Origin of the sequence: Actinokineospora terrae (assembly GCF_900111175.1) — a bacterium.
In the GTDB taxonomy this organism is placed as follows: Bacteria; Actinomycetota; Actinomycetes; order Mycobacteriales; family Pseudonocardiaceae; genus Actinokineospora; species Actinokineospora terrae.
Genome location: NZ_FOGI01000001.1, coordinates 514,195 through 537,129 on the forward strand (window position 1 = coordinate 514,195; position 22,935 = coordinate 537,129).

Sequence of the window (22,935 nt, forward strand, 5' to 3'; positions counted from 1 at the left end):
CTCCACCGAGTGGGTGACACGAAACTGGTATACAGGGGTTTGCCCAGGTCACCCGTGTGGCACAGTGAACCGGGTGACGACCGAGGAAATCCGCGACGGGGTGTCGCTGACGAACCTGGACCAGCCGCTGTTCGATGGCGCCGACGCCACCAAGCGCACCCTCGTGGACTATTTGGCCGCTGTGGCCGACCGCATGCTCCCCGGCCTGCGCGACCGGCCGCTGTCGGTGGTCCGGATCCGGCCGGGGCAGCCGCCGTTCATGCAGAAGAACACCCCGAAGTACACCCCGCCCTGGGTCCGCACCACCCCGGTCTGGGCCGAGACCAGCAAACGCGAGATCAACTACGCCGTCTGCGACGACCTCAGGACCCTGCTCTGGCACGGCAACCAACGCGCCGTCGAGTACCACGTCCCGCTGTTGCGGCTGGGGGAGTCGGTCCAGACGCACCTGGTGCTCGACCTCGACCCGCCACCGGACGCGGGCTTCGCCCCCGTCGTCGCCGCGGCCGCCGTGGTCCGCCGCGCGTTGGCCGACGAGGGGCTGTCGGCGGCGGTGAAGACGAGCGGCTCCAAAGGCGTCCACATCATGGTCCCGCTCGCTCCCACTGGCGCTGATGACATCGCCGCCGCGACCCGCGCCCTGGCCGCCCGCGCGGAACGCCTGGACCCGTCGGTGGCGACCACGGCGTACATCAAGGACGACCGGGAGGGGAAGGTCTTCCTGGACTCGACCCGCGCTTACGGCGCCACGATCGCGGCCCCGTACAGCCCGCGCATCCGCCCCGGGGTGACGGTCTCGTTCCCGGTCCCGTGGGACACCCTGGAACACGTGACCCCCCAAGACTTCACCATCCGCACCGCCCTGGACCTATTGGGCGACAAGGACCCCTGGGTCGACCTGATGCCCTCACCCCAAACCCTCCCGGCCGACCTCATCGCCGAAGGCCACACCATCCCCGTCGCCCGAGTCGTCGCCATGCACGAGGGCAAACGCCGAGCCCGAGCCCGCGAAGCCTCCGAGGGCGAAGGCAAGTCGTAGCTCCAGGACCGTCGCTTGTGGACCATCGGCCTGCGGCGGGGAGGGCGGGGGTGGTCGGTTCTGGTTGGGGGGCGGGTTGTGCAGGTGGTGGGGGTGGTCAGGTGGACCATTCCCGGTCTGTGGTGGGGGGTTGGTAGTGGCGGTGGAAGGTGTGCGGGTCCAGGACGTGTAAGCCCTGGTGGTTGAGGACCAGGTAGGACTTGGGGTCCAGGACGTGGTGGCCTGTGTTGTCGGTGAGGGTGGCGGTGGGTGGGGTGTCGGTGGTGAGGGTGAAGGTGACGTCCGGGGGGATCTTGCCCTGTTGGCGCAGGGCGGTGACCCAGTGGCTGATGGCGGGGAGGACGGTCGGGTCGGTGTAGTGCGCTGCCTGGACCGGAGCGGGCCAGGGTAGGTAGTACCTGGCCACCGTGGAGCGTCTCACGGGCCCGAGCCTAGCAGAGTGTTCGAACACGTGTTCGAACTTCAGGCGAGTTTGCGCACCTCACCGGCCAGCGCGGGCAGCTCCTCCGCCGGGTCGCGGTAGCGGTGCAGGGCGTCGCGGCCCGCGGGTCCGCGCAGGGCGGTGGCCAGGCGGGCGGGGACGGCGATGGTGAACAGCAGGCCGCGGTTGTCGAAGCCCTCCACGATCCACGACACCCAGGGCAGTTGCAGGTTCGAGGTCGGGCTGAAGAACACCGGCTGCTTGCCGCCGAAGGTCACCTCGTAGATGCCGAAGCGGCTCCAGTTGGTGATGGTGAACGTCCTGCGGTCCGGGTCGAAGCCGACCGGGACGCACTCGCGCAGCCGGGAGCGGCCGATCGACTCCAGGAACGCGCGGTTCGCCCGCAGGTTGAGCTGCGCGCGCGGGAAGTCCTCGACCGCGGCGCGGATCCGGGTGGCGATGTCCTCGACCGGCGCGCCCGGCGGGCAGGTCACGTACATCTCGCCCACCAGGTTCCCGATGACGCCCTCGTCGAGCCCCAGGAACCGGCGCACGTTCACCGGCATCGCGATCGCGCGTTCCTCCGAGGTGTCCCCGGCGAGCGCGCGCACCACAGAGGTCACGTGCCCGCACAGCACGTCGTTGACCGACAGCCGACGCCCCGCCGCCGCGCTCACTTCCCGTTGCAGCGCCGCGACTTCCGCGTCGGTGAAGTACACCTGCACGGTCCGGTTCGCCCGCACCGCCCCGGCGAACTCGGCCCCGAGCCGCTCGGCCTGCTCCGGGGTGGGCAGCCGGAACCCCGGGCGCCCGGAGTCGACCGGCGGCAGCACCTCGTCGAGGAACGCGTCCGGGTCGGTGAGCAGGGTGATCTCCGGCGGCTCGGTTCCCTCGGTCGCCGCCGACCAGGCGCGGACCAGGAACATGAAGCTGGCCAGGTCGCCGACCGAGTGGTGGAACGAGCAGCCCAGCGCCGAGGTGCCGTCGGACAGGTGCGTCAGCCGGACGGTGAGCAGCGGCAGCCCGCCCAGGCGCGCGGCCGGGGCCTGCACGTGGTCGACGAAGTCGGCGCCGGGCAGGGTGACCCGGCCGATCGCCTTGGGCAGCGTCTCGTCCAGGTCGTAGGTGTCGAACGGGATGCCCGAGTCGTCGCAGACGATCTCCAGGACGTCGCCGGTGGTGCGCAGGCGGCCCGCGAAGCCGGGGACCGCGGCCAGCGCGGTGGCCAGGCCCTCGGCGAGGCGGTCCTCGTCGAGCGGGTGGCCGAAGAAGAACACCACCGACACCGGGACGTCGGCGATCACCGTGTCGGTCACCCCGCAGGTGACCACGGTGCCCGGCGCGGACCCGGCCCGCACGGTCCGCGACGAACGCAGGTGGGGCCATCCGCTCATTGCCTGGTGTCCTTTCCCCGGTGGGTTGGGGGAACCGTAGATCAGCGGCGGGCCCGCCGACAGACTCCATTCGCCCTACACGCGAAGGGGTCCCCGGCGGGCAACCGCCGGGGACCCCGTTACGCCACTCGTCCTAACAGGACAGTTCGTCGTACAGCGCCTTGATCAGCTCGCCGTCGCTGGTGTCCGCGTCGAGCGACCAGATCATCGCCCCGGCCAGGCCCTGCTTCTCGATGTAGCGGGCCTTGCGGCGGATCTCGGTCGGGTCGTCGTAGGTCCAGAACGTGGTGCCGTCGAACAGCCAGGCGTGCCCGGCCTTCTCGTCGCGGTACACCTTGTACGCGCCGACCTTGGTCTTGAGGACCTTGTAGTCCTCACCGCCCGCCTCCCAGGTGCCGGGGGCCGGGCCGGTGGCCTTCTGGTACAGACCGTTGTTGACGTTCGCCACACCGGTCCACCCGCGACCGAAGAACGGCACGCCCAGGGTGAGCTTGTCCTTCGGCGCGCCGCGCTTGACCCACGCGTCGATGACGACCTGGCTGCTGTAGCCCGGCGCCGGGGTCGGGTCGCCCTTGGCGGTGCGCAGTGCCGACTGCTGGTTGGTGGTCGGGTCCCAGCCGCCGTGGTAGTCGTAGCCCTGCAGGTTGCCGAAGGTCAGGTAGCGCATGACCTTGGCGACCTCGAAGCCCGAGTCGATCTCCCTGGTGTTGGCCGGGAGGTAGGCGGTCAGGTCGCGCTTGCCGCGCGGCAGCCGGTCGAGCTGGGTGCGGTACTCCTTGAGCAGCGCGGTGTAGTTGACCTTGTCCTCCGGCCTGCTGATGTTGTTGGGCTCGCCCGCCTTGCTGTTGGGCCACTCCCAGTCGACGTCGATGCCGTCGAAGACGCCCGCGGCGGCGCCGGGCCCCGCGATGTCGCCCTTGATCCACTGGTTGATGCAGGACGTCACGTGCGCCTTGCGGGACTCCGGGGTGAGCGCGGCGTTGGAGAAGTACTTCGACCCCGACCAGCCGCCGAGGGAGATGTAGACCTTCAGCTTGGGGTACTTCTTCTTCAGCTTGCGCAGCTGGTTGAGATTCCCGGACAGCGGCTGGCCCTCGACGTCGGCGACGCCGTCGACGCTCTGCTCCGCGGCGAACGGCTTCTGGTAGTCGGCCCAGGCGTCCGCGCTGACGCAGGAGCCCTTCTCGTCGAGGAAGCCGAACGCGTAGTTCAGGTGCGTCAGCCGCGCCGCCGTGCCGCTGTCGACCAGGTTGCGGATGGTGAAGTTGCGGGCGTAGATGCCCCACTGGGTGAAGTAGCCGATCACCTTCGCGTCAGCGCCACCGTGACCGTGGTCCGGCTGGTGGGCCTGGGCGGCGGGCGCGGTGACGACCGCCGCGGCGACGGCCGCGCCGGTCAGCAGCGCCGCGGTGCGCCATTTTCTCGCGGACATGGTTCTCCTCGCTCATCAGGCGGCAGGGATCCGCCCTTTGGTCTGGACCAAACTAGGGCGGAGGTCTAAACCACCGCTTCCACCGAACGGCGCAATTCGGGCGCGCTCCCACGATCCACAGTGGACCATGGGGGACTTCTCAGGGTTCGCCTACCCCATCGGGGGGACGAGCCGGACCCGGGGCCGACCTACCGTCATCGCCATGGGTCGCAGGGGATCGAGCGGGGGAGCCGTGGGGACGTTGGCGGGGCGGGTGGCCGGGATGGCCAGACAGGTGTGGGCGGCGGTGCGGCCGGTCGGTGGCGCGCAGGTGTTCCTGTGGTGGTGCGGCACGCTGCTGCTGGTCTCCGCGGCGGTGCACGGTGTGGTGGCATTGGTCGACGGTGGACCGTGGCTGGGTTCGGTGACCTGGCGCAAGCCGGTGGTGTTCGGCGCGTCGTTCGGGTTGGTCACCTGGTCGGCGGTGTGGGTCATGCGGCAGCTGGGCAGGCGGTGGTTCGGCTGGCCGTTCGCGCTGGTGTTCGGCGGGTCCTCGCTGGTGGAGGTCGCGCTGATCACCATGCAGAAGTGGCGGGGTGTGCCGTCGCACTTCAACTCCGGCACCCCGTTCGACGAGGGCGTGTTCAGCGCCATGGGGATGACGGTACTGCTGGTCGCCATGGCGACGGGGTTCCTGCTGGTGTGGGCGCTGGTGGACTTCCGGGGCGCCGCCGTGGCCCGCGTCGCCGCTGTCGGGGGCCTGCTCGCACTGGCCGTCGCCGGCTACATCGGCACGGACCTGATCGGCGAGGGCGACAAGATCTACGCGGCCACCGGGCACGTCCCGGAGGACCTGGTGTTCGGCGCGGCGGGCAGCGCGAAGCTCGCGCACGCCATCGGCATCCACGGCATCCAGGTGCTCATCGTGCCGGCGGTCCTGCTGGAGGGCACCGCCCTCGCGACAAGGGCGCGCTTGTGGACGATGCTGGTGGCGACCGCGGGGTACGCGGCGGTGTTCGCCGCGGTCACGGTGACCGCCTACGCGGGTCGCGCCTGGACGGACCCGACCCTGCCGGTCGCGGTACTGGGCCTGGTCGGCGTCGTGGGCGTGGGTGTGGGCTTCTGGCAGGCCCTGGTGACGAGGGAAGTGGCTGATGAGCGTTGCGCGGTGGCTGTCTGAGCGGCGGTGGCTGTTCTTCGACGTCCTGCTCGGCGTCGTGGCGTTCGTCGCCGTCGCCCAGACCGGTCGCGGTCCCCTCTGGATCGCGGCCGGGGTGGGCGTGGGCCTGGCCATGCGCACCCGCGCGCCGTTGGCCGGGTACCTGCTGGGGACGGCCGTGCTGATGACGGGCGGCCTGCTCGGCTTCACCGACGTGGTCAGCCCGTACGCCAACGTGATCGGCATCCACGCGCTCGGCACCCACCCCTCGGCGCGGCGCTCGCTGTGCGGCCCGGTCCTGGTGGTGCCCGGGGTGCTCGCCTACTACTCACAGGAGGCGGCGTCCACCGCGGCCATCGCCGGGACGGTCTTCTTCTGGCTGCTCGCCTGGGCCGTCGGGTTCGCCACGGCCAGGGCGAGGGAGCGCTCTGAGCTGGTCAACCGCGCGGCGGTCGCGGAGGAGCGGACGAGGATGGCGCGCGAGTTGCACGACCTGGTGGGGCACACGGTGAACGTGATGCTGGTGCAGGCCGGGGCGAGCCGGGTGGTGCTCGACTCCGACCCGGCCAAGGCGAAGGAGCTGCTGACCGCTGTGGAACGCACCGGGCGCGAGGCGCTCGACGAACTGGACCGCGTGCTCTGCGCGCTGCGCCCGGACGACCCGGACCTGACCAGGCTGGCGTCGCGGATGACCGAGGCGGGTATGGCGGTCGACCTGCGGGTGGAGGCGGGCGGGCTGTCGGGTCCGCTCGAGCTCGCGGTGTACCGGATCGTGCAGGAAGCGCTGACGAACGCGATGACCCACGGCAAGGCGCGGTCGGCATCGGTGTCCGTGGTGTCCTCGGCGGAGGGGGTGGAGGTCGAGGTGGCCGACAGGGGTCGTGGTCCGCGCCCGGGGTACCGGGTCGGCCGGGGGCTGACCGGGATCACTGAACGGGCCGAGGTGCTCGGCGGGTCCGTGGTGCACGGGGGAGGTGACGGGGGCGGGTTCCGGCTGCGGGTCGTGCTCCCGCTGGCGTGATCCGGGTGGTGCTCGCCGACGACGACCCGCTGCTGCTGGCGGGCGTGAAGGTCGTCCTCGGCACCGCGGGCGACATCGAGGTGGTCGGCGACGCGTGCGACGGGCTGGTCGCGGTGGCCACCGCCGCGCAGCTGCGCCCGGACGTGCTGCTGATGGACGTGCGGATGCCCGGGGTGGACGGGGTCGAGGCGACCAAGCGGGTGCTGGCGGCGTGCCCGTCGGTCGCGGTGCTGGTGCTGACCACGTTCCGCCACGACGAGTACGTGTGGGGCGCGCTGCGGGCCGGGGCGCGCGGGTTCCTGCTCAAGCGGGCCTCCCCGGAACGGCTGATCGACGCGGTGCGCACCGTCGCCGCGGGGGAGAGCGTGCTCGACCCGGCCGTGACCGGCGACCTGGTGGACCGGTTCGTCCGGCAGCTGCCCGCGCCGGTCACCGACCCGCGGCTGGCCCGGCTGACCGACCGAGAGACCCAGGTGCTTCGGCTCATCGCGCTGGGCAACACCAACGCCGAGATCGCCGAGTCGCTGGTGATCGCGGAGTCGACGGCCAAGACGCACGTCAAGCGGGTGCTGGCCAAGATCGGGGTCCGGGACCGGGCGCAGGCCGTGGTGGTCGCCTACCGGACCGGGCTGGTCACGCCGGGGTGAGCGCGTAGCGGTCCAGGGTCTGCTGCTTGAGCCGGGAGAACTCGGCGCTGCCGGTGTGCCCGGAGTCCTCGACGACGACCAGCTCCGCGTCCGGCCAGGCCCGCGCCAACGACCACGCGACCTCGACCGGCCCGCCGATGTCGTGGCGCCCGTGCAGGATCGTGCCCGGGATCCCGGCCAACCGGTGGGCGTCGCGCAGCAGCTGCCCGTCCTCCAGCCAGGCGTCGTGCGACCAGTAGTGGGTCACCAGCCGCACCATGGTGTGCATCGCCGCGGTCGGCCTGCCGCCGTAGGGCGCCGTGTGCCCGTTGGGTTCCAGGGACACGACGGTGTCCTCCCAGGCAGTCCAGTCCCGGGCCGCCTTGTCGCGCACGGCCGGGTCGGGGTGCGCCATCAGGGCGTTGTACGCGGCGATCACGTTGTCCGCGCCCGCCACCCCGGCCCGGAACCGCTCCAGGGCCTCGGGGAAGAACCGCCCGACCCCGTTGGTGATCCAGTCGTGGTCGGCGTGCCGGGACAGGGTCGCGGCACTGATGACGATCTCGGTGACGCGGTCGGGGTGCTTCTGCGCGTAAGCCAGGACCAGGGTGGATCCCCACGAGCCACCGGAGATCAACCACCGCTCGACCCCCAGGTGCTCCCTGAGCAACTCCATATCCGCGACCAGGTGGTGCGTCGTGTTGTGCGCCAACCCCGTCGCCGGATCCCCGGCGTTCGGGACGCTCCTGCCGCACCCCCGCTGGTCGAACAGGACAACCCGGTACCGCTCAGGATCGAAGTACTCCCGACTCCCGCGATTGCTCCCCGACCCCGGACCACCGTGAACGATCAGAGCCGGCTTGCCGTTGGGATTCCCCGACTCCTCCCAGTAGACCTGGTTGCCTTGGCCGACATCGAGCAGACCGTGCGCGCGGGGATCGCCGTGTGAGTAAGACACCCGAGCAATGTAACAGCGCTGTTGTATCGATGGCGACAGGTCGAGGGTTAGGCGAGGGTTGAGCCTTCTAGGGCCAGGAGGAGTTGCTTGGCCGGGAGGCCGCCGCCGTAGCCGACTAGGGCGCCGGTGGAGCCGATTACCCGGTGGCAGGGGATGACGATGGAGATGGGGTTGCGGCCGTTGGCCATGCCGACTGCTCGGGAGGCGGCGGGGGTTCGGCCGAGTTGGTGGGCGAGTTGGCCGTAGGTGGTGGTGTGGCCCCAGGGGATGGTGGTGAGGGCGGCCCACACCTGGCGTTGGAACGGGGTGCCGCGGGGGGCCAGTGGAAGGTCGAACTCCTGGAGCTCACCGGCGAAGTAGGCCGCCAGTTGGGCCTTCACCTCGGCGAACGGCGCCGCGTCGGACAGCCAGTCCGCGCCGATCCCGGCGAAGTGGCGGTGGCCGACGCCCATGTAGAGGCCGGTGAGGGAGGTGCCGTCGCCGGTGAGGAGGAGTTCGCCGACCGGGGTGTCGACGAAGGTGTAGCGGGTGGGGCCGTCCAGCGCCTCGGCGAGCGTCGTCGGGTCGAGCAAGAGCACGGTTCTCCTTGGTTCGGGGACGGAAAGCGTCCCAGTCGGTGCCGCGGGTCAGGTGGGGAGGTGGTTGATCGGGTGGTTTCCGGTCGCCCACAGGTACTGCACGGCGTAAGAGCGCCACGGACGCCAGGCAGCGGAGTGGGCGATGAGTGCGGCAGGAGCGCTAGGTAGACCTAACTCCTTCGCCGCTGCCCTAATGCCTAGGTCGCTGGCGACGAATGCGTCCGGGTCGCCTAGAGCGCGCATCGCGATGGTCTCCACTGTCCACGGTCCGATGCCCGGTAGTGCCGCCAGGTCCTCCCGCGCCGCACGCCAGTCACCGCCGGGGGACAGGTCGATCCGGGGCAACGCGGCCACCAGGCCCAGCAGGGTCGCCCGCCGGGACCGGGGGAACGCCAGCGTCTCCGGGTCGATCTCCGCCAACGCCGCCGTGTCGGGGAACAGGTGCGTGAGGCCGCCGCCAGGGTCGGCGATCGGCTCGCCGTGCGCCAGCACCAGGCGGGCGGCGTGGGTGCGGGCGGCCTGCGTGGACACCTGTTGCCCGAGCACCGCGCGCACCGCCATCTCGTCGCCGTCGACCGTGCGCGGGACCCGCCTGCCCGGGGTGCGGCGGACCAGCGGCGCCAGCAGCGGGTCGGCGGCGAGCAGGTCGTCGACGGCCACCGGGTCCGCGTCCAGGTCGAGCAGGCGCCTGCACCGGCTGATCGCCACCGGCACGTCGCGCAGGTCGGTCAGCGCCAGGTCGCAGCGCACGTGGTCGGCCTGCGGGCGCAGGCTCACCACCCCCGGCCCGTTCGGCAGCCGCATGCTCCGCCGGTACGCCCCCGCCCGCCACTCCTCGACACCGGGCACCGCGGTCGCGGCGAGGTGGCCGAACACGTTGCTCGGGCTGAACGGCGCCCGGAACGGCAGCCGCACGGTCAACCCGCCCGACACCGGACGCGCCTGCGCGCCTGCCCGCCTGCGCAGGTCGGTCGGCGAGAGCGCGAACACCTCGCGCACGGTGTCGTTGAACGTCCGGATGCTGCCGAACCCCGAGGCCATCGCCACCTCGGTCATCGCGAGCCCGCTGGTCTCGATCAGCACCCGCGCCGTCTGCGCCCGCCGCGCCCTGGCCAGCGCCAACGGCCCCGCGCCCAGTTCGGCGCGCAGCTGCCGCTCCACCTGCCGGACGCTGTAGCCCAGCCGCGCGGCCAGCGCGGGCACCCCGCCGGTGTCGACGACGCCGTCGGCGATCAGCCGCATCGCCCTGCCGACCAGGTCGGCCCGCTCGTTCCACTGCGGGGACCCGGGCGAGGCGTCGGGCAGGCACCGCTTGCACGCCCGGAACCCGGCCTGCTGCGCGGCGGCCGCGCTCGGGTAGAAGCGCATGTTGCGGGCCTTGGGCGGCAGCACGGGGCAGCTGGGCCTGCAGTAGATCCCGGTGGTGAGCACGGCGGTGAAGAACCACCCGTCGAACCGCGCGTCCCGCGACTGCACGGCGCGGACGCACCGCTCGGTGTCGGAGTGCATGACCCCAGCATCTCGGGTTCCGCGCGCCGACTCCAGCGGGAAAACGACATCACGCTCGGCGGGGTTGCGCCGCCCGGGTGGTGTACCGACCGGAAAACCCCGTTCGGCCCAGCGCCGCCGCCTTTTCGACTACCGAACGTGCGGGATTTCGGCCCGTTCTTGGAATTCCCCAGCGGCCATTGTCGGTGGTGCACTGGAAACGCCGGAGCGGCGTGTCGCTGGATCGTGTCGTGAGTCGCGGGAATGGGTAACGGGGTCCTGACCGACCGCGATGCCCGGCTCGAACGGGAGGAGACGCGGTGGGCGGGCAACAGGTGCTGCTGGTGCACCCGGGGATCTACGACGACGGCAATCCACTCGCGTTCCCGCCGTGGGGCGCGCTCACCGTCGGGCACGCACTGCGGGCGGCCGGCCACGACGTGGCGGTGCTCGACCTCAACGGCGCGGACCTGGCGGCCAGCCTGGACGCGGCGCTGGCGGAGTCGAGTCCGGCGGTCGTGGGCGTGACCGCCAAGCAGGGGGTCGGGGCGCGCCGGTTCCGGGCCGTCGTCGACCACCTCGCCGCGGTCGCCCCCGGGCTGCCCGTGGTGGCCGGTGGGCCGCTGGTCAGCACGTTCCCCGACCCGGACGCGCTGATCTGGCGCGGTGTGCACACCCTGGTGCTCGGCGACGGCGAGCAGGCGATGGTGGCCTGGCTGGACTCCCGGCCGCGCCGCGGCGGGCTGGTGCACGGGGTCGAGCCGCCGGACCTGGACGCGGTCGGCGTGCCGTCGTGGTGGTCGGGCCTGCCCGACTACGTGCACCCCGCGCGCAGTTGGCCGAACATGGCCGTCCCGGGTATCCACGTCGCTTCCGCGCGCGGTTGCACGCGCCGCTGCACATTCTGCTACCTCAACGCCCAGTACCCGCACGCGCGGTTCCGCTACGTCACCGCCGGGAAACTGCACGAGGACCTCGCGGAACTGAACTCGGTCACCGGGGCGCGCGGATTCTACTTCGTCGACGACTGTTTCATCGACACCAGACAACGGCGGGTACGCGACTTCTGCGCTCGCGCGATCGCCGATGGCAGCCCATTCCGTTACGGGTGCGATGTCCAGTTGTCGGATCTCGACCGCTATCCGGACCTGCTCGCCCTGATGCACCGCGCCGGGTTCCGCGCGCTCTACGTCGGGGTGGAGTCGGCCTCGGCGGAGACCCGCGGGCGGCTGGCCAAGGGCACGCTGCGCGGCGGGGTCGCCGACGTGCTCAACCGGGCCATCGACCTGGGCTACGTCATCCGGGCCTCGATCGGCATCGGCTGGCCGGGGGAGGGGCGGGCCGACGCCGAGGCGACGCTGGACCTCATCGACTCCGTGCCCCGCCTCGCCTTCGACGCCTACCGCTACTACCCGCTGCCGCACACCCCGCTCGGCGAGCGCTCGCACTGGGCGTCGGCCAGGGCGCGGTTGACCCCGGAGGCCCTGTCGGACACGGCGTTCCAGGACTACTCCGACCACAACGACAACCACTCCGCGATCCCCACGCGCGACTACGACGCGCTGTGGTCCCAGCTGCGCATGCGCGAGGACGAGCGGCTCGCCGCCTACTTCGCCACCGAGCACTGAAGGGGGCACCGGTGTCGACTCCCACTGTCGTGCTGTCCGGCGTGCACTCCGGCCCGAACCCGTCGCCCGGGCTCGGCCTGGCCCGGTCGCTGCGGTCGGCGTGGCCGCGGCTGCGGCTGGAGGCGGTGGACTACTCGCCGCGCTCGACCGGGCTCAGCGCCTCGGAGTTCGACCGGGTGCACGTGCGGCCCGGCTGGCACACCGCCGACCTGGACGCGTTGTGCGCCGGTCTGGTGTCGATCGTGGAGTCGGCTGGCGCGGTGTTCCTGCCCGGCCTGGACTTGGAAGCCGCGCTGCTCGCCGATCGCCAGCCCGGGCACCCCGCGCTGCTGCTGCCCCCGAGCGCCGCGTTCGACGCCGTCGTGAAACCGGGGGAGACGGCGGCGTCGCTGCTGGGTCTCGCGGTGCCCGAGTACCGCTTCGCCGAGGGCGTCGAGGACGGCGCCGACTTCGCGGTCCGGCACGGCTGGCGGGTCTGGGTGAAGGGGTCGCGCTACGAGGCCGTGGCCACCAACGGCCGCGCCGAGTTGGCGGCGGCCATCGCCGGACTGCGCGCGACCTGGGGTGGGGAGACGTTGCTGCAACGGCACGTCGACGGCGCGGAGGAGTCGGTGGTGTTCGCCGCGCTCGACGGCGAGCTGCTCGGCGCCTGCGCGATGCGCAAGACGATGGTGACCGCCGAGGGCAAGACCTGGGCGGGGTCGGTCGACCTGCTCGACCCGCCGAGCAGGGCCCGGCTGGTCGACCTGGTCCGGGTCACCCGGTGGACCGGCGGCGGCGAGGTCGAGATCGTCCGGGAGACCGACACCGGCATCCCGTACCTGCTGGAGGTCAACCCGCGGTTCCCGGCGTGGATCCACGGCGCCACCCTCGCCGGGGTCAACCTGCCCGCGCGGCTGGTCGCGGCCGCCACCGGGATCCCCCGCCAGGAACGGGAGAAGGCGCACTCCACCGGGTTCGTGCGCGTCGTCGAGGAGATCCCGGCCGGGCCGCACGCGATCGGCGTCGTGCCCACGGGACAGCACGGCCTGTCCTGCGACGGTGAGCTCCCCGGGCACCGCTGCGCCGACAGCCCGGTACCCGCTCCCGGCGGCAAGCACCCGTCGGGCATGCCGGTGCTCTCCCGCAGGCTGGCGCTGCCCCGCCCGCGGCCGCGGCCGGTCGACCTCGACCACCGGCGGGCCGCCGACATCGCCGACGCGCTGCTGGTCGACCCGTACGAGTCCCCGGCGCGGGTCTACTTCGGCGGGGTGCTCGACCGGGGCCTCGACCGGCTCGCCGGGGTGTGCCGCGACGTCGAGGACGCCACCGGGGTGCCGACCAGGTTCGCCTACTCGGCCAAGACCAACCCGGACCCGCGGGTGCTCGGCGCGGTGCTGCGGCGCGGCGCGCTGGTCGAGGTGATCTCGCAGGCCGAGGCCCGCCGGTGCGCGGAGGCCGGGTTCCCCGGCGACCGGGTCGTGCTCGGCGGTCCGGCCAAGTGGTGGCGCTTCGACGGCGGCCCGGTCAAGTTCGGCGCGGTGTTCTGCGACTCGGTCGGCGACCTGCGGCGGACGCTGGCGCTGGTCGCCGAGGGCGGCGTCTACGCCGACGTGCTCGGCCTGCGGCTGGCCCCGCCCGGCGTGCCGTCCCGCTTCGGTGTCGACGTCACCTGCCCGCGCGCCTACCGGGCGGTCGCCGACGCACTGCGCGGCGCCCCGGTGGGCAGGCTCGGCCTCCAGTTCCACCACGCCGCCAGCCAGATCGGGCTGCGCGCCTGGCTGCGCGAGTTCACCGCGGCGATCACCGTGGCCGCCGACCTGCTCACCCGCGCCGACGTGCGGGCCAGGTGCCTCGACCTCGGCGGCGGGTGGCCGCCCGGGCTCGGCCGCGCCGAGCTGGGCGCGCAGCTGGTCCGGGCGACCAGGGCGGCGGTGCGCGAGCTCGGCTCGCTCGACCAGGTGCTGTTCGAGCCGGGCAAGTACCTGGTCGAACCGGCGATGGCGGTGTTCACCACCGTGCTCGACGTGCGCGAGGGCAGGCACGGGCGCGCCGCGGTCGTGGACGCCTCGATCGCCGAGCTGCCGGACTGGGGCTCGCACCCGCACCCCGTGCTGTGGCGGGCCCCCGGCGCGCCGTGGCGCAGGCTGCCGCCCGGCGATGAGTCCGTGTTCGGGCGGCTGTGCATGGAGCACGACCGCCCGCGCGCGGGCCTCACCCTGCCCGACGGCATCGCCGAGGGCGACCACCTGCTGTTCCTCGACGCCGGCGCCTACGACGCCAGCATGAGCTTCCGGTTCGGAGTGTGATGACCGTGTCCGCACCAGGCGTGCCAGACCACCCGCCGTCGACCCTCACCGAGCACGCGGACTGCGCCGCCTGCGCGGACACCCGGTCCTGGCTGCTGGCCCACGACCGCGCCGAGGCCACACCCGCGCGCGAGTGGGACACCACCACCTTCGGCCTCGGCTGGCTGTTCCGCTACTTCCGGTGGGGGCCGAGCCGGTGGCCGTTCGCCTGGTGCGACGTGCCCAGCGCCGAGCACGTCGACTGCGGGGTGCTGGCCTGCGTGGCGGGCATGGTCCTCGCCGCACGGGGGTTGCGGGTCGAGCGCGTCCAACTGGTGGAACGGGCGGCGGTGGAGGAGACCGCGCTGTGGCGCGGCCGCTGGCTGGCGGCGGGGTGCAGGCCGGACTGGATCCTGTCCGACCGCGAGGTCTACCACGAGGTGCTGCTGGTGCACGCCGACGCCGGTCCGGTGCTGTTCGACCCCACCGAGCTGCGCCAGGTCGGCCAGGGCCGCGACCGTCCACTGTGGATGCGGCAGTGGGCGCTGTGAGCGGGGGCGTGGCGCGAAAGGTGGGCAACGCGTCGTTGACGCCATCGCCGTGCGGCGCACACGATTGCCGGTGTGCGCAACGTCCTGCTGATGCTCTACGACGGCGTCAAGGGGCTCGACGTGGTCGGGCCGGTCGAGGTCTTCTCCTCGGCCAACGACGTCCTCGCCGAGCACGGCAAGGCGCCCGCCTACGCCATCACCACCGGCAGCCTCGGCGCGGCCGCGGTGCGCACCTCGGCCAGGATGCGGCTGGCGCCCGACATCGACCTCGACGGCGCCCCGGTCGCGGACACGCTGGTCGCCCCGGGCGGCTGCGTACCGGGTGAGCTGGACCTGTCGCTGGTGGCGTGGCTGCGGGCCAACGGGGCGCGTGCGCGGCGGCTGGTGTCGGTGTGCACCGGCGCGTTCGTGCTCGCCGAGGCCGGGTTCCTCGCCGGGCGCCGGGCCACCACGCACTGGCAGTACTGCGCCGACCTGGCCGAACTGCACCCGGACGTCACCGTGGACGCCGAGCCGATCTTCGTCCGCGACGGCAACATCGCCACCTCGGCCGGGGTGACCGCGGGTATCGACCTCGCGCTGGCGCTGGTGGAGGACGACCTGGGCCGCGACGTCGCGCTCGCGGTCGCCAGGCACCTGGTGGTGTTCCTGCGCAGGCCGGGCAACCAGGCCCAGTTCAGCGCGCAGATGTCGGCCCAGGTCGCGCACCGCGCGCCGTTGCGCGACGTGCAGCGCTGGATCGCCGAGCACCCCGAGGCCGACCTGGCGGTCACCGCGCTGGCCCGCCGCGCCGGGCTCTCGCCCCGGCACTTCACCCGGGCGTTCACCCAGGAGGTCGGGGTGGCGCCGGGGCGCTACGTCGACCAGGTGCGGTTGGAAGCCGCACGGTTGCGGTTGGAGGACACCGACGACAGCGTCGGCAGGATCGCGCGCGCCTGCGGCTACGGCACACCGGAGGCGATGCGCCGCGCGTTCCTGCGCGGGCTTTCGGTTGGGCCTGCGGAATACCGGCGGCGGTTCACGTCCACTGTGGCCGGTCAAGAGACCTGATTGCGCGCTGGGGGTGCGCCCCGGCCCCCGGGCGTGCCGGGGGCCGGGGCGGGATCTCCAGTGCTGGCAAGGCGATCGGGCCAACCGGGTACTTGGGCCATTCGGAGGTACCTGTGCCCGGTGGTGTTCTTCTAGCGTGACCGGCGTTCGCTGGCACTACCGCCGCCTCGGTGGGAACGCCGGGCCGTCGGGGAACGAGGGCGAACCTGTGAACTTGGCCAAGGGCGGCGACGATGAGTCCGCCGCCGGAGACGAACGCGCGGCCACGCCGGTCGGTCGACGCCGGGTGCCGGCGGTGCTGGTCGGCAGCGGGCTCGGCGCGGCCGCGTGCGTGCCGGTCGCGGTGTCCGGTTTGGCCGGTTCCGGGCTGCTCGGCGCGGACGACGAGCAGCCACCGCCGCCCCGACCGCGTGGACCCCGCCCCGCGGCGGAGTTCTACGCCGGTCCCGCCGCTGCCGCCGCGGCGACCAAGGTCACCGTTCCGACCATTGTGGACACCTCGAACCCGGTGTCCCACTTGCTGTGCAGGGTGACCTTCGGGCCGACCCCGCAGTTGCCTGCCGAGGTCTCCTCGACCGGTATCGACCGGTGGCTCGCCACCCAACTGGACCCCGAGGCCGACCTGGTGTGGCAGGCCTTCCCGACCGCGGCGATGTCCGCGCGCCAGGTGCGCGGCGCGGTCAAGGAGTACAGCTGGGACGCGATGGTGGCCTATGCCCAGGCCACCCTCGCGCGCCAGTTGTCGGTAGCACAATGACGTGATGCCAACGAACTGGGGCCCGCCGAACGGCTACCCCGGTGTAGCGAGCCCACGACCGACAACCGGGGAATCCACCCCGACTGCCCCGACCTCGACCGGCTGGGCCCGAACCGCGCGGAGGCCCGGCCGCGGGCCGAGGCCGCCCGGGTCGCCCACGACGGTGAACACCGGCGTCGGTTGTGGGACAGGGGTTTCACCCGTCGCCGCGTGATCACCGGAGCCGGTGCGGCGGGTGTGGCGGCGTTGGGCGGACAGCTGGTCACCCTCTACACCGGCATCGACCATCCGCCGGCCGCCCCAGGCCACGACCACCCTCGCCGCACTCGACGCGTTCGCCACCGACCTCGGCCCGGCGCTCGACACCACGACCCCGGTGACCACGACCGAGTTCGGCCGCCGGGTCCAGGAGAACGGCAGCGGCGGCGCCGACCACGGCCACGGCGGCGTCGCCCTGCTGCTCGGCGGCGGGCTGCGCGGCAAGACCGTGCCCGGCGCCTGGGAGGGCCTGGCGCCCGCCGCGCTCGACCACGGCGACGTCCCCGGCAGCAACGACTACCGCGACCTGCTCGGCGAGCTGGTTTCCACCCGATTGGGGTTGTCCCCGGCAGGCCTGGCGAAAGTGTTCCCCGGCCACGACTTCCGGCCGCTCGGCGCGTTCCGCCGGCCGCCCGGTTCCCCCACCGGGGTGGGTGAGGTTGCTGGCTTCCGCCCCCTGTGGACGGTACGACTCTGGGTGCCGCGCCGATCGGCGCGGCGGTCCTTCCCCGAGGAGCAGATTCGATGAGGCGTGCCCACGTCACCAGACTCGCCGCCGTCCTGGTAGCGCTGTTCTGCGCCGCGACCGTCCCCGCCCAGGCGGCACCGCGCGCCCCGTTCCAGTGGGCGGCGTTGGGCGACTCCTACACCGCGGGGGCCATCCCGGCGGCGGGCGTCGAGGTGCCCGTCCCCGGTGGCCGCGACGGCTGTTCGCGGACCGCGGGGTCGTACCCGGAGGTGCTGCGCACCCGCCTCGCCGACGTGTACGACCTGAGGAACGTCTCCTGCGGCGGCGCCACCCTGGCCAACCTCTACAACCAGTCGCAGGAACCCACCGGCTACCACCTGCCGTTCTTCGACGTGCTCGACCCCGGCTTCCCGTTCGGTCCGGTCCCGCCGCAGATCGATGCCGTCACCGAGAGCACGAACCTGGTGACCATCGGGGCGGGCGGCAACACGTTCGGGTTCGCCGAGGTGATCTACGCCTGCCTGCAGCTCGGCGCCTCCGCGGACAAGGACACCGACCACCCCTGCGCCGACTACTTCACCACCGGCGGCGACGGCGTGCCGACCGTGAACGACCGCCTCGCCCTGGTCAGCCAGGAGTACGGCGAGCTGATCGAGGCGATCAAGGCCCAGGCGCCGAACGTCACCGTGGTCGCCGTCGGCTACCCGTCGATCATCCCCGCGGACGTGTCCACCTGCGCGTACGGCTTCAGCGCCGAGGGGGTGCGCAACTTCGCCACCGTCACCTACCCCGACCTGGCGTGGCTGCGCTCCGACGTGCTGATCCGGCTCAACGACGTCATCGCCCAGCAGGCCGCCACCCACAACGCCCGCTACGTCAACACCTTCGCCGCCACCGAGGGCCACGACGTCTGCCAACCGGACGGCGTCAACTGGATCGAGGGCATCCTCGACCGCACCGGCGGCTGGGCACTCATCCACCCCAACGCCTCCGGCCACCAGAGCATCGCCGACGCGCTGGAGGCCGTCCTGCCCCGCGACTGAGCCCCGCGCCCGGCCCGTCCCGTGCTCGCGGGGCGGGCCCGGGCTGCTGGACTTGACGAGGTACTGGCCTTGACCGTGCCCGGTCCGCCGCCGAATGCTGGGTGGGTCGGGGTGTGGAGGGAGGCCGTCGGTGCGTGCCGTGGTGTTCGAGCGGTTTGGTGAGGACCCGCAGGTCGAGGCGGTGCCGGACCCGTGCCCGTCGGCGCGCGGGGTGGTGATCCGGGTGGCCGCGACCGGGCTGTGCCGCAGCGACTGGCACGGGTGGATCGGGCACGACCCCGACATCCGGTTGCCGCACGTGCCCGGCCACGAGCTGGCGGGCACGGTGGCCGCGGTCGGGACCGGTGTCACGCGGTGGCGCGAGGGGGACCGGGTGACGGTGCCGTTCGTCTGCGCGTGCGGGCGGTGCCCGTCCTGCGCGGCGGGGGAGCAGCAGGTGTGCGAGCGGCAGACGCAGCCCGGGTTCACGCACTGGGGGTCGTTCGCGGAGTACGTCGCAGTGGAGGACGCCGAGGTCAACCTGATCGGACTCGCGGGGGACATGCCGTTCGCGACCGCCGCCGGGTTGGGCTGCCGGGTCGCGACGGCGTTCCGGGCGGTGATCGCGCAGGGGCGGGTCAAGCCGGGGGAGTGGGTCGCGGTACACGGCTGCGGCGGGGTGGGGTTGTCCGCGGTCGCCGTCGCCGCGGCGGCCGGTGCCCGGGTGATCGCCGTCGACATCTCGTTCGCGGCCCTGGAGATGGCCGCGTCCCTGGGCGCGGTGGCGTCGCTCAACCCCGTCACCACCGTCGACATCCCCGCCGCCATCACCGATCTCACCGGCGGTGGCGCCCACCTGTCCCTCGACGCCCTCGGCAGCCCCGCCACCTGCGCCGCCTCCATCACCAGCCTCCGCCGCCGCGGCCGCCACGTCCAGGTGGGCCTGCTGCCCAAGGACCCACCCGTCCCCATGTCCCGCGTCATCGCCTACGAACTGCACCTGCTGGGCAGCCACGGCATGCCCGCCCACGCCTACCCCGAGATGATGTCCATGGTCACCACCGGCACCCTCCGCCCCGACCTCCTCATCACCAGGACAATCCCCCTCGACGCCGCCCCCACCGCCCTCACCGCCATGGGCAACACCCCCGGCAACGGCGTCACCATGATCGAGCCCTGACCGTTTCCGCCGGATATCTGCTCGCGGTCCGCCGTGGTGTTGACGGAAAGCCGGGGAAAGAGACAAAAGGACGACAGTTCCGGCTCCTGCCCTTTTTCGCCGAAGCCCTGCGCTTTTCCGGATAGCATCGCCGCGTGATCGATCCAGGCAACGTCGACCCGACTCCCCGCGCCGCGAACGACATCGATTCCCAGCACGGCGGGTCCGCGGTCCAAGCGGCCGACATCGGTGGCGACGCGGTGGCGCCCCACCAGTCGGCGCGGGGCATCGCGGGTCCGGCCGTGCTGGTGGGGCGAGACCTGCACGTCCGTTCGTTCGCCGCGGGTCCCCTGTGGGGCGTGGTCGTGCTTGTCGTTGTCTCGCTGGTCATCGCGGCGATCGTGGGTAGGCCGTGGGGTTCGGTCCTCTTGCTCGGCACCGCCGAGATCTCGCTGGCGGTGGTGCTCGCGGGCGGCCCGCGGCGACCGCGCGCGGCTTTGCGCGTGATCTTGCTGGCGTTGGTCCCCGCGCTGCTGTCCGGTGCGATCGCCGTTCCCGCCAGTCGCGGGGCCGCGCTCGCGATCCTGTTCGACGTCCACCCCGAGCCGAGCGGGGTCGAGATCCAGCAGATCGCGACGTCGAGGAACGAGGCAATGGACCGGGTGGCGATCACCGTCAGGAACAACCGCCGGGACGTCGTTCCCCTGCTCGAATTGACCGTCTACTCCGAGTTCGACGCCGGGCACTGGGTGAACAACCTCGAAGAATGGGCTTTCCAGGTGTCCGACGACCTCGTCGCAGGCCCGGTGGGCGCGGACGGAAACCGCAGGCTGCACGGGCAGGTAACCCTCGCCGACAGCCGCTTCGACCTCCCCCTGACCGGCGGGGCGTTGCTCCACGGCGACCGCAGTTGGGAACGCCGCTTCACCTTCACACCCCAGATCGCACTCCCAGCCGCCGAGGCCGTAGTACTCACCGTCGACATCCCGGTAGAGCTGCGGGTAAGGGAGGTAGGCGGAAGCCGAGCAGAAACCCGCCCCTTCTCCACCGCCCCACCCGGCTCACTACAAACCCACGTCGAACTGCACACCACGGCCGGAGATGCCCACGCGTGCTCGAACCTCCGCACCCCGCCGGACCGCCAGGTATGCCCCGACACCATCCCCCCGGTCCCCGAGCCACCGGGCTGACCACCGGGGCATCACAGCTCGGACTCCTCGGCGAGGGCTGCTCGGAGGCGGGTGTAGATGTCGTCGAGGGCGGTGAGGTCGGCGGGGGTGAGGTGGTCGATGAAGGTGCGGCGGATGTCGGCCACATGGGTGGGGGCGGCGGCGGTGATGGCGGAGATGCCGTCGGGGGTGATGCGGACCATGGCGCCGCGGGCGTCGTCGGGGCAGGTCTCGCGGGCGATGAGGCCGCGGCGTTGCATGCGGGTCAGGTGGTGGGAGAGCCTGCTGCGCTCCCAGCCGACCGACGCCGCCAGGTCGCGGGCGCGGACCACGCCGTCCGGGGACTCCGAGAGCGGGACCAGCAGGGCGTAGTCGGCCAGGGACAGGCCGGAGTCGGCGAGCAGCCTGCGCTCGAGGACGGCCTGCAGCTCGGTGTGCAGCGCCAGGTGCGCCCGCCAGACCCGGGACTCGCGTTCGTCGAGCCAGCGCGGCACGGTGGGCCTCCCTCGGCGCGGTTGTTTGTTGATGTGTCATCATAAGTCGCATGGAACTCGGCATCTACAGCTTCGCCGACCGCCACCCCGACCCGGGCACCGGCGAGCAGGTCTCGGTCGCCGAGGCGCTGGCGAACACGCTGGAGCGCATCAGGCTCGCCGACGAACTGGGCCTCTCCTTCTACGGCCTCGGTGAGCACCACCTCGACACCTACGCCATCTCCAACCCCGGCACCGTCCTTGCCGCGGCCGCGTCGATCACCGAGCGGATCACGCTGAGCAGCGCGGTGACCGTGCTGAGCACCGAGGACCCGGTCCGGGTGTACCAGCAGTTCACCACCCTCGACCAGCTCAGCCGCGGCCGGGCCGAACTGCTGGCCGGGCGCGGCTCGTTCACCGAGTCGTTCCCGCTCTTCGGCGCGGACCTCGGCGACTACGAGGACCTGTTCGACGAGAAGCTGGCGCTGCTGCTGCGCCTGGACCGCGAGGACCCGATCACCTGGTCCGGCCGGTTCCGCCCGCCGCTGGACAACGCCCACGTGCTGCCCCGGCCCTACGGCGAGCACCTGCGCATCTCCATCGGCACCGGCGGCAACCCGCAGTCCTCCGCCCGCGCGGGCCTGCTGGGGCTGCCCGTGGTGTACGCGGTCATCGGCGGCCAGCCCGAGCGGTTCGCGCCGCTGGTCGACCTGTACCGGAGCGCCGGGGAGAGCGCGGGCCAGACCGGCCTGCACGTGACCATGGGCGCCATCGGGTTCATCGCCAAGAAGTCCCAGGAAGCCAAGGACACCTTCTACCCGTACTGGCTCGAGACCATGAAGTACGGCGCCCGAGCCCGCGGCTGGACCGTCCCCTCCCGCGCCGACTACGACGCCTACACCCACGACGCCCAGGCCATCTTCGCCGGTAGCCCCGACGAGATCGCCGACCGCCTCATCACCGTCGGCCGCCTCCTCGGCGCCGACCGCTACGCCATGCAGATGGACTGGGCAGGCGTCCCCCACCACCACGTCATGTCCGCCATCGAACTCCTCGGCACCGAGGTCCTCCCCCAGGTCCGCGCCGAACTGGGCTAGGTCACCCACCACCGGTTTCCCCTCATTGGCCGAGGAAGCCGACCGCTAGCGCTATGCGGGCGCCGGACCTTCGATGGCCCGCGCACACCGGGTCGAGCGGCTCCCGGCGGCTGGCGTCGCCGTGGCTGGTCCGTCGCCGGGATGCCGCCGGAACCCAACGCGGCCACTGTGGGCGCCTGCATTCGCTAGTTGGTGACAGCCCCGATCGTGCTGTGAGCCGCGGCCGTGGAGGTTCGGGCCTTGGGTCCGTGGATCGTCGACTCCGTCGCGGTCCTCTGCGGCGTGCGAGGGTGGGGGGGTGGCGGAAGGGGCTGGTGTGGACGCGCGGGGTGTGGTGTGGGGGGCGCGGGCGGTGGTGTTCGACCTGGATGACACCTTGTTGCTCACGCGGGTGGTCAAGTGGGCGCACCACCAGGCCGTGGCGGCGAGGTTCTACGGGATCGACCTCACCGAGGACGTGCTGCGGGAGCACTGGGGCAAGCCGTACGACGAGTTGATCACCGCGCTCTACCGGGGTTCCGCGTCCCTCGCGGACATGAAGGCCGCCAACCTCAGCCTGGAGCACCTCTACCGCAAGTCCGCCGCCGCCGGGGCGTGTGAGCTGGTCACCGCCCTGCTCGACCACGGGACCCACGTCGGCGTCGTCACCTCGGCCAACACCGATCCCACCCGCGCCGACCTCGACTTCTCCGGCTTCCCCGTCGACCGCCTGGCCTTCGTGCACGGTGCCGACCTCACCGCCAGCCACAAGCCGGACCCCGCCGTGTTCGACGATGCCAAGCGCGTCCTCGGCGCCCACGGCGTCACCTCGGCCGACACCGTCTACGTCGGCGACGCGCCCATGGACCGGGTGGCCGCGGAGGGTGCCGGGTTCGGGTTCGTCGGGGTGGGATCCGCCCTGGGGGCGTTGTGGGTGGCCGACCTCTCGGAGTTAAGGTAA

Annotated in this window: 22 protein-coding genes; 15 read left to right on the forward strand and 7 right to left on the reverse strand. The window is 72.5% G+C overall.

What is annotated here, in order from left to right; translation table 11 throughout:
* Positions 1-73 precede the first annotated feature (73 nt).
* On the forward strand, positions 74-1,039 hold the full coding sequence (locus BMY07_RS02150; RefSeq protein WP_092774944.1) for a DNA polymerase domain-containing protein: 966 nt from the start codon (positions 74-76) through the stop codon (positions 1,037-1,039).
* 97 nt (positions 1,040-1,136) lie between these two features.
* Here BMY07_RS02150 and BMY07_RS02155 read toward each other — a convergent pair whose 3' ends face one another.
* The 3 genes from BMY07_RS02155 to BMY07_RS02165 all read right to left on the reverse strand — a co-directional run bounded on the left by BMY07_RS02155 (position 1,137) and on the right by BMY07_RS02165 (position 4,286).
* Positions 1,137-1,460: a hypothetical protein gene (locus tag BMY07_RS02155; RefSeq protein WP_143073306.1), complete on the reverse strand. Its 324-nt coding sequence runs from the start codon at positions 1,458-1,460 to the stop codon at positions 1,137-1,139.
* 41 nt (positions 1,461-1,501) lie between these two features.
* A complete protein-coding gene (locus BMY07_RS02160; RefSeq protein WP_092774667.1) occupies positions 1,502-2,854 on the reverse strand; it encodes an acyltransferase in 1,353 nt (450 codons plus the stop codon).
* Positions 2,855-2,987: 133 nt separating this feature from the next.
* Positions 2,988-4,286: a glycoside hydrolase family 18 protein gene (locus BMY07_RS02165; protein ID WP_092774668.1), complete on the reverse strand. Its 1,299-nt coding sequence runs from the start codon at positions 4,284-4,286 to the stop codon at positions 2,988-2,990.
* Between the two features lie 202 nt (positions 4,287-4,488).
* Here BMY07_RS02165 and BMY07_RS02170 point away from each other — a divergent pair, with 202 nt between their 5' ends.
* The 3 genes from BMY07_RS02170 to BMY07_RS02180 are packed head-to-tail and all read left to right on the forward strand — an operon-like array spanning position 4,489 to position 7,092.
* Positions 4,489-5,445 (forward strand): hypothetical protein, encoded by a 957-nt coding sequence (locus BMY07_RS02170; protein ID WP_143073307.1) that lies wholly within the window; start codon positions 4,489-4,491, stop codon positions 5,443-5,445.
* Positions 5,420-6,445, forward strand: coding sequence for a sensor histidine kinase (locus tag BMY07_RS02175; protein ID WP_092774670.1), 1,026 nt, complete (start codon positions 5,420-5,422; stop codon positions 6,443-6,445). Before BMY07_RS02170 ends, BMY07_RS02175 begins: the two co-directional genes overlap by 26 nt.
* On the forward strand, positions 6,442-7,092 hold the full coding sequence (locus BMY07_RS02180) for a response regulator (protein WP_092774671.1): 651 nt from the start codon (positions 6,442-6,444) through the stop codon (positions 7,090-7,092). The genes BMY07_RS02175 and BMY07_RS02180 overlap by 4 nt, the downstream gene beginning before the upstream one ends.
* On the opposite strand, the gene pip is transcribed toward BMY07_RS02180, so the two are convergent.
* From pip to BMY07_RS02195, 3 genes are read right to left on the reverse strand one after another with little or no spacing between them, the layout of a single operon-like run.
* Positions 7,079-8,029 (reverse strand): prolyl aminopeptidase, encoded by a 951-nt coding sequence (pip, locus tag BMY07_RS02185; protein WP_245782142.1) that lies wholly within the window; start codon positions 8,027-8,029, stop codon positions 7,079-7,081. The two genes, BMY07_RS02180 and pip, sit on opposite strands and share 14 nt — an antisense overlap.
* Before the next feature lie 47 nt (positions 8,030-8,076).
* Positions 8,077-8,601: a methylated-DNA--[protein]-cysteine S-methyltransferase gene (locus tag BMY07_RS02190; protein WP_177215411.1), complete on the reverse strand. Its 525-nt coding sequence runs from the start codon at positions 8,599-8,601 to the stop codon at positions 8,077-8,079.
* A 54-nt stretch (positions 8,602-8,655) separates the two neighbouring features.
* A complete protein-coding gene (locus BMY07_RS02195; RefSeq protein ID WP_092774673.1) occupies positions 8,656-10,116 on the reverse strand; it encodes a DNA-3-methyladenine glycosylase 2 in 1,461 nt (486 codons plus the stop codon).
* 299 nt (positions 10,117-10,415) lie between these two features.
* On the opposite strand from BMY07_RS02195, the gene BMY07_RS02200 reads away from it, so the two are divergent.
* From BMY07_RS02200 to BMY07_RS02240, 9 genes are all read left to right on the forward strand, one after another.
* Entirely contained in the window at positions 10,416-11,723 is a 1,308-nt protein-coding gene (locus tag BMY07_RS02200; protein WP_092774674.1) for a B12-binding domain-containing radical SAM protein, read from the forward strand.
* An 11-nt stretch (positions 11,724-11,734) separates the two neighbouring features.
* Positions 11,735-14,011 (forward strand): ATP-grasp domain-containing protein, encoded by a 2,277-nt coding sequence (locus BMY07_RS02205; protein WP_143073308.1) that lies wholly within the window; start codon positions 11,735-11,737, stop codon positions 14,009-14,011.
* Positions 14,011-14,541, forward strand: a complete 531-nt coding sequence (locus tag BMY07_RS02210; protein ID WP_092774676.1) for a hypothetical protein — start codon at positions 14,011-14,013, stop codon at positions 14,539-14,541. The genes BMY07_RS02205 and BMY07_RS02210 overlap by 1 nt, the downstream gene beginning before the upstream one ends.
* A 72-nt stretch (positions 14,542-14,613) precedes the next feature.
* Positions 14,614-15,591: a GlxA family transcriptional regulator gene (locus BMY07_RS02215; protein WP_245782143.1), complete on the forward strand. Its 978-nt coding sequence runs from the start codon at positions 14,614-14,616 to the stop codon at positions 15,589-15,591.
* Positions 15,592-15,727: 136 nt separating this feature from the next.
* A complete protein-coding gene (locus tag BMY07_RS02220; RefSeq protein WP_092774677.1) occupies positions 15,728-16,348 on the forward strand; it encodes a hypothetical protein in 621 nt (206 codons plus the stop codon).
* 235 nt (positions 16,349-16,583) lie between these two features.
* A complete protein-coding gene (locus BMY07_RS02225; protein ID WP_218150563.1) occupies positions 16,584-17,135 on the forward strand; it encodes a DUF1501 domain-containing protein in 552 nt (183 codons plus the stop codon).
* The gene (locus BMY07_RS02230; RefSeq protein ID WP_092774679.1) at positions 17,132-18,118 is read left to right on the forward strand and encodes an SGNH/GDSL hydrolase family protein; all 987 of its coding nucleotides are present in this window, start codon (positions 17,132-17,134) and stop codon (positions 18,116-18,118) included. The genes BMY07_RS02225 and BMY07_RS02230 overlap by 4 nt, the downstream gene beginning before the upstream one ends.
* A 130-nt stretch (positions 18,119-18,248) precedes the next feature.
* Positions 18,249-19,277, forward strand: coding sequence for a zinc-dependent alcohol dehydrogenase family protein (locus BMY07_RS02235; RefSeq protein ID WP_092774680.1), 1,029 nt, complete (start codon positions 18,249-18,251; stop codon positions 19,275-19,277).
* Positions 19,278-19,411: 134 nt separating this feature from the next.
* Positions 19,412-20,446: a hypothetical protein gene (locus BMY07_RS02240; protein WP_092774681.1), complete on the forward strand. Its 1,035-nt coding sequence runs from the start codon at positions 19,412-19,414 to the stop codon at positions 20,444-20,446.
* A gap of 11 nt (positions 20,447-20,457) precedes the next feature.
* Here the strand turns inward: BMY07_RS02240 and BMY07_RS02245 are convergent, their stop codons facing one another.
* Positions 20,458-20,919, reverse strand: coding sequence for a MarR family winged helix-turn-helix transcriptional regulator (locus BMY07_RS02245; RefSeq protein WP_245782144.1), 462 nt, complete (start codon positions 20,917-20,919; stop codon positions 20,458-20,460).
* 50 nt (positions 20,920-20,969) lie between these two features.
* Between BMY07_RS02245 and BMY07_RS02250 the strand changes: the two genes are divergently transcribed.
* Positions 20,970-21,995 carry an LLM class flavin-dependent oxidoreductase gene (locus BMY07_RS02250; protein ID WP_092774683.1) on the forward strand — a complete coding sequence of 342 codons (1,026 nt, stop codon included), beginning with the start codon at positions 20,970-20,972 and terminating at the stop codon, positions 21,993-21,995.
* A 316-nt stretch (positions 21,996-22,311) separates the two neighbouring features.
* On the forward strand, positions 22,312-22,935 hold the full coding sequence (locus BMY07_RS02255) for an HAD family hydrolase (RefSeq protein ID WP_177215385.1): 624 nt from the start codon (positions 22,312-22,314) through the stop codon (positions 22,933-22,935).

Bases quoted from the DNA above. Each gene is read 5' to 3' on its own strand.
- BMY07_RS02160 (WP_092774667.1), bottom strand. From the start codon at position 2,854: ATGAGCGGATGGCCCCACCTGCGTTCGTCGCGGACCGTGCGGGCCGGG.
- BMY07_RS02165 (WP_092774668.1), bottom strand. From the start codon at position 4,286: ATGTCCGCGAGAAAATGGCGCACCGCGGCGCTGCTGACCGGCGCGGCC.
- BMY07_RS02170 (WP_143073307.1), top strand. From the start codon at position 4,489: ATGGGTCGCAGGGGATCGAGCGGGGGAGCCGTGGGGACGTTGGCGGGG.
- BMY07_RS02175 (WP_092774670.1), top strand. From the start codon at position 5,420: ATGAGCGTTGCGCGGTGGCTGTCTGAGCGGCGGTGGCTGTTCTTCGAC.
- BMY07_RS02195 (WP_092774673.1), bottom strand. From the start codon at position 10,116: ATGCACTCCGACACCGAGCGGTGCGTCCGCGCCGTGCAGTCGCGGGAC.
- BMY07_RS02210 (WP_092774676.1), top strand. From the start codon at position 14,011: ATGACCGTGTCCGCACCAGGCGTGCCAGACCACCCGCCGTCGACCCTC.
- BMY07_RS02230 (WP_092774679.1), top strand. From the start codon at position 17,132: ATGAGGCGTGCCCACGTCACCAGACTCGCCGCCGTCCTGGTAGCGCTG.
- BMY07_RS02250 (WP_092774683.1), top strand. From the start codon at position 20,970: ATGGAACTCGGCATCTACAGCTTCGCCGACCGCCACCCCGACCCGGGC.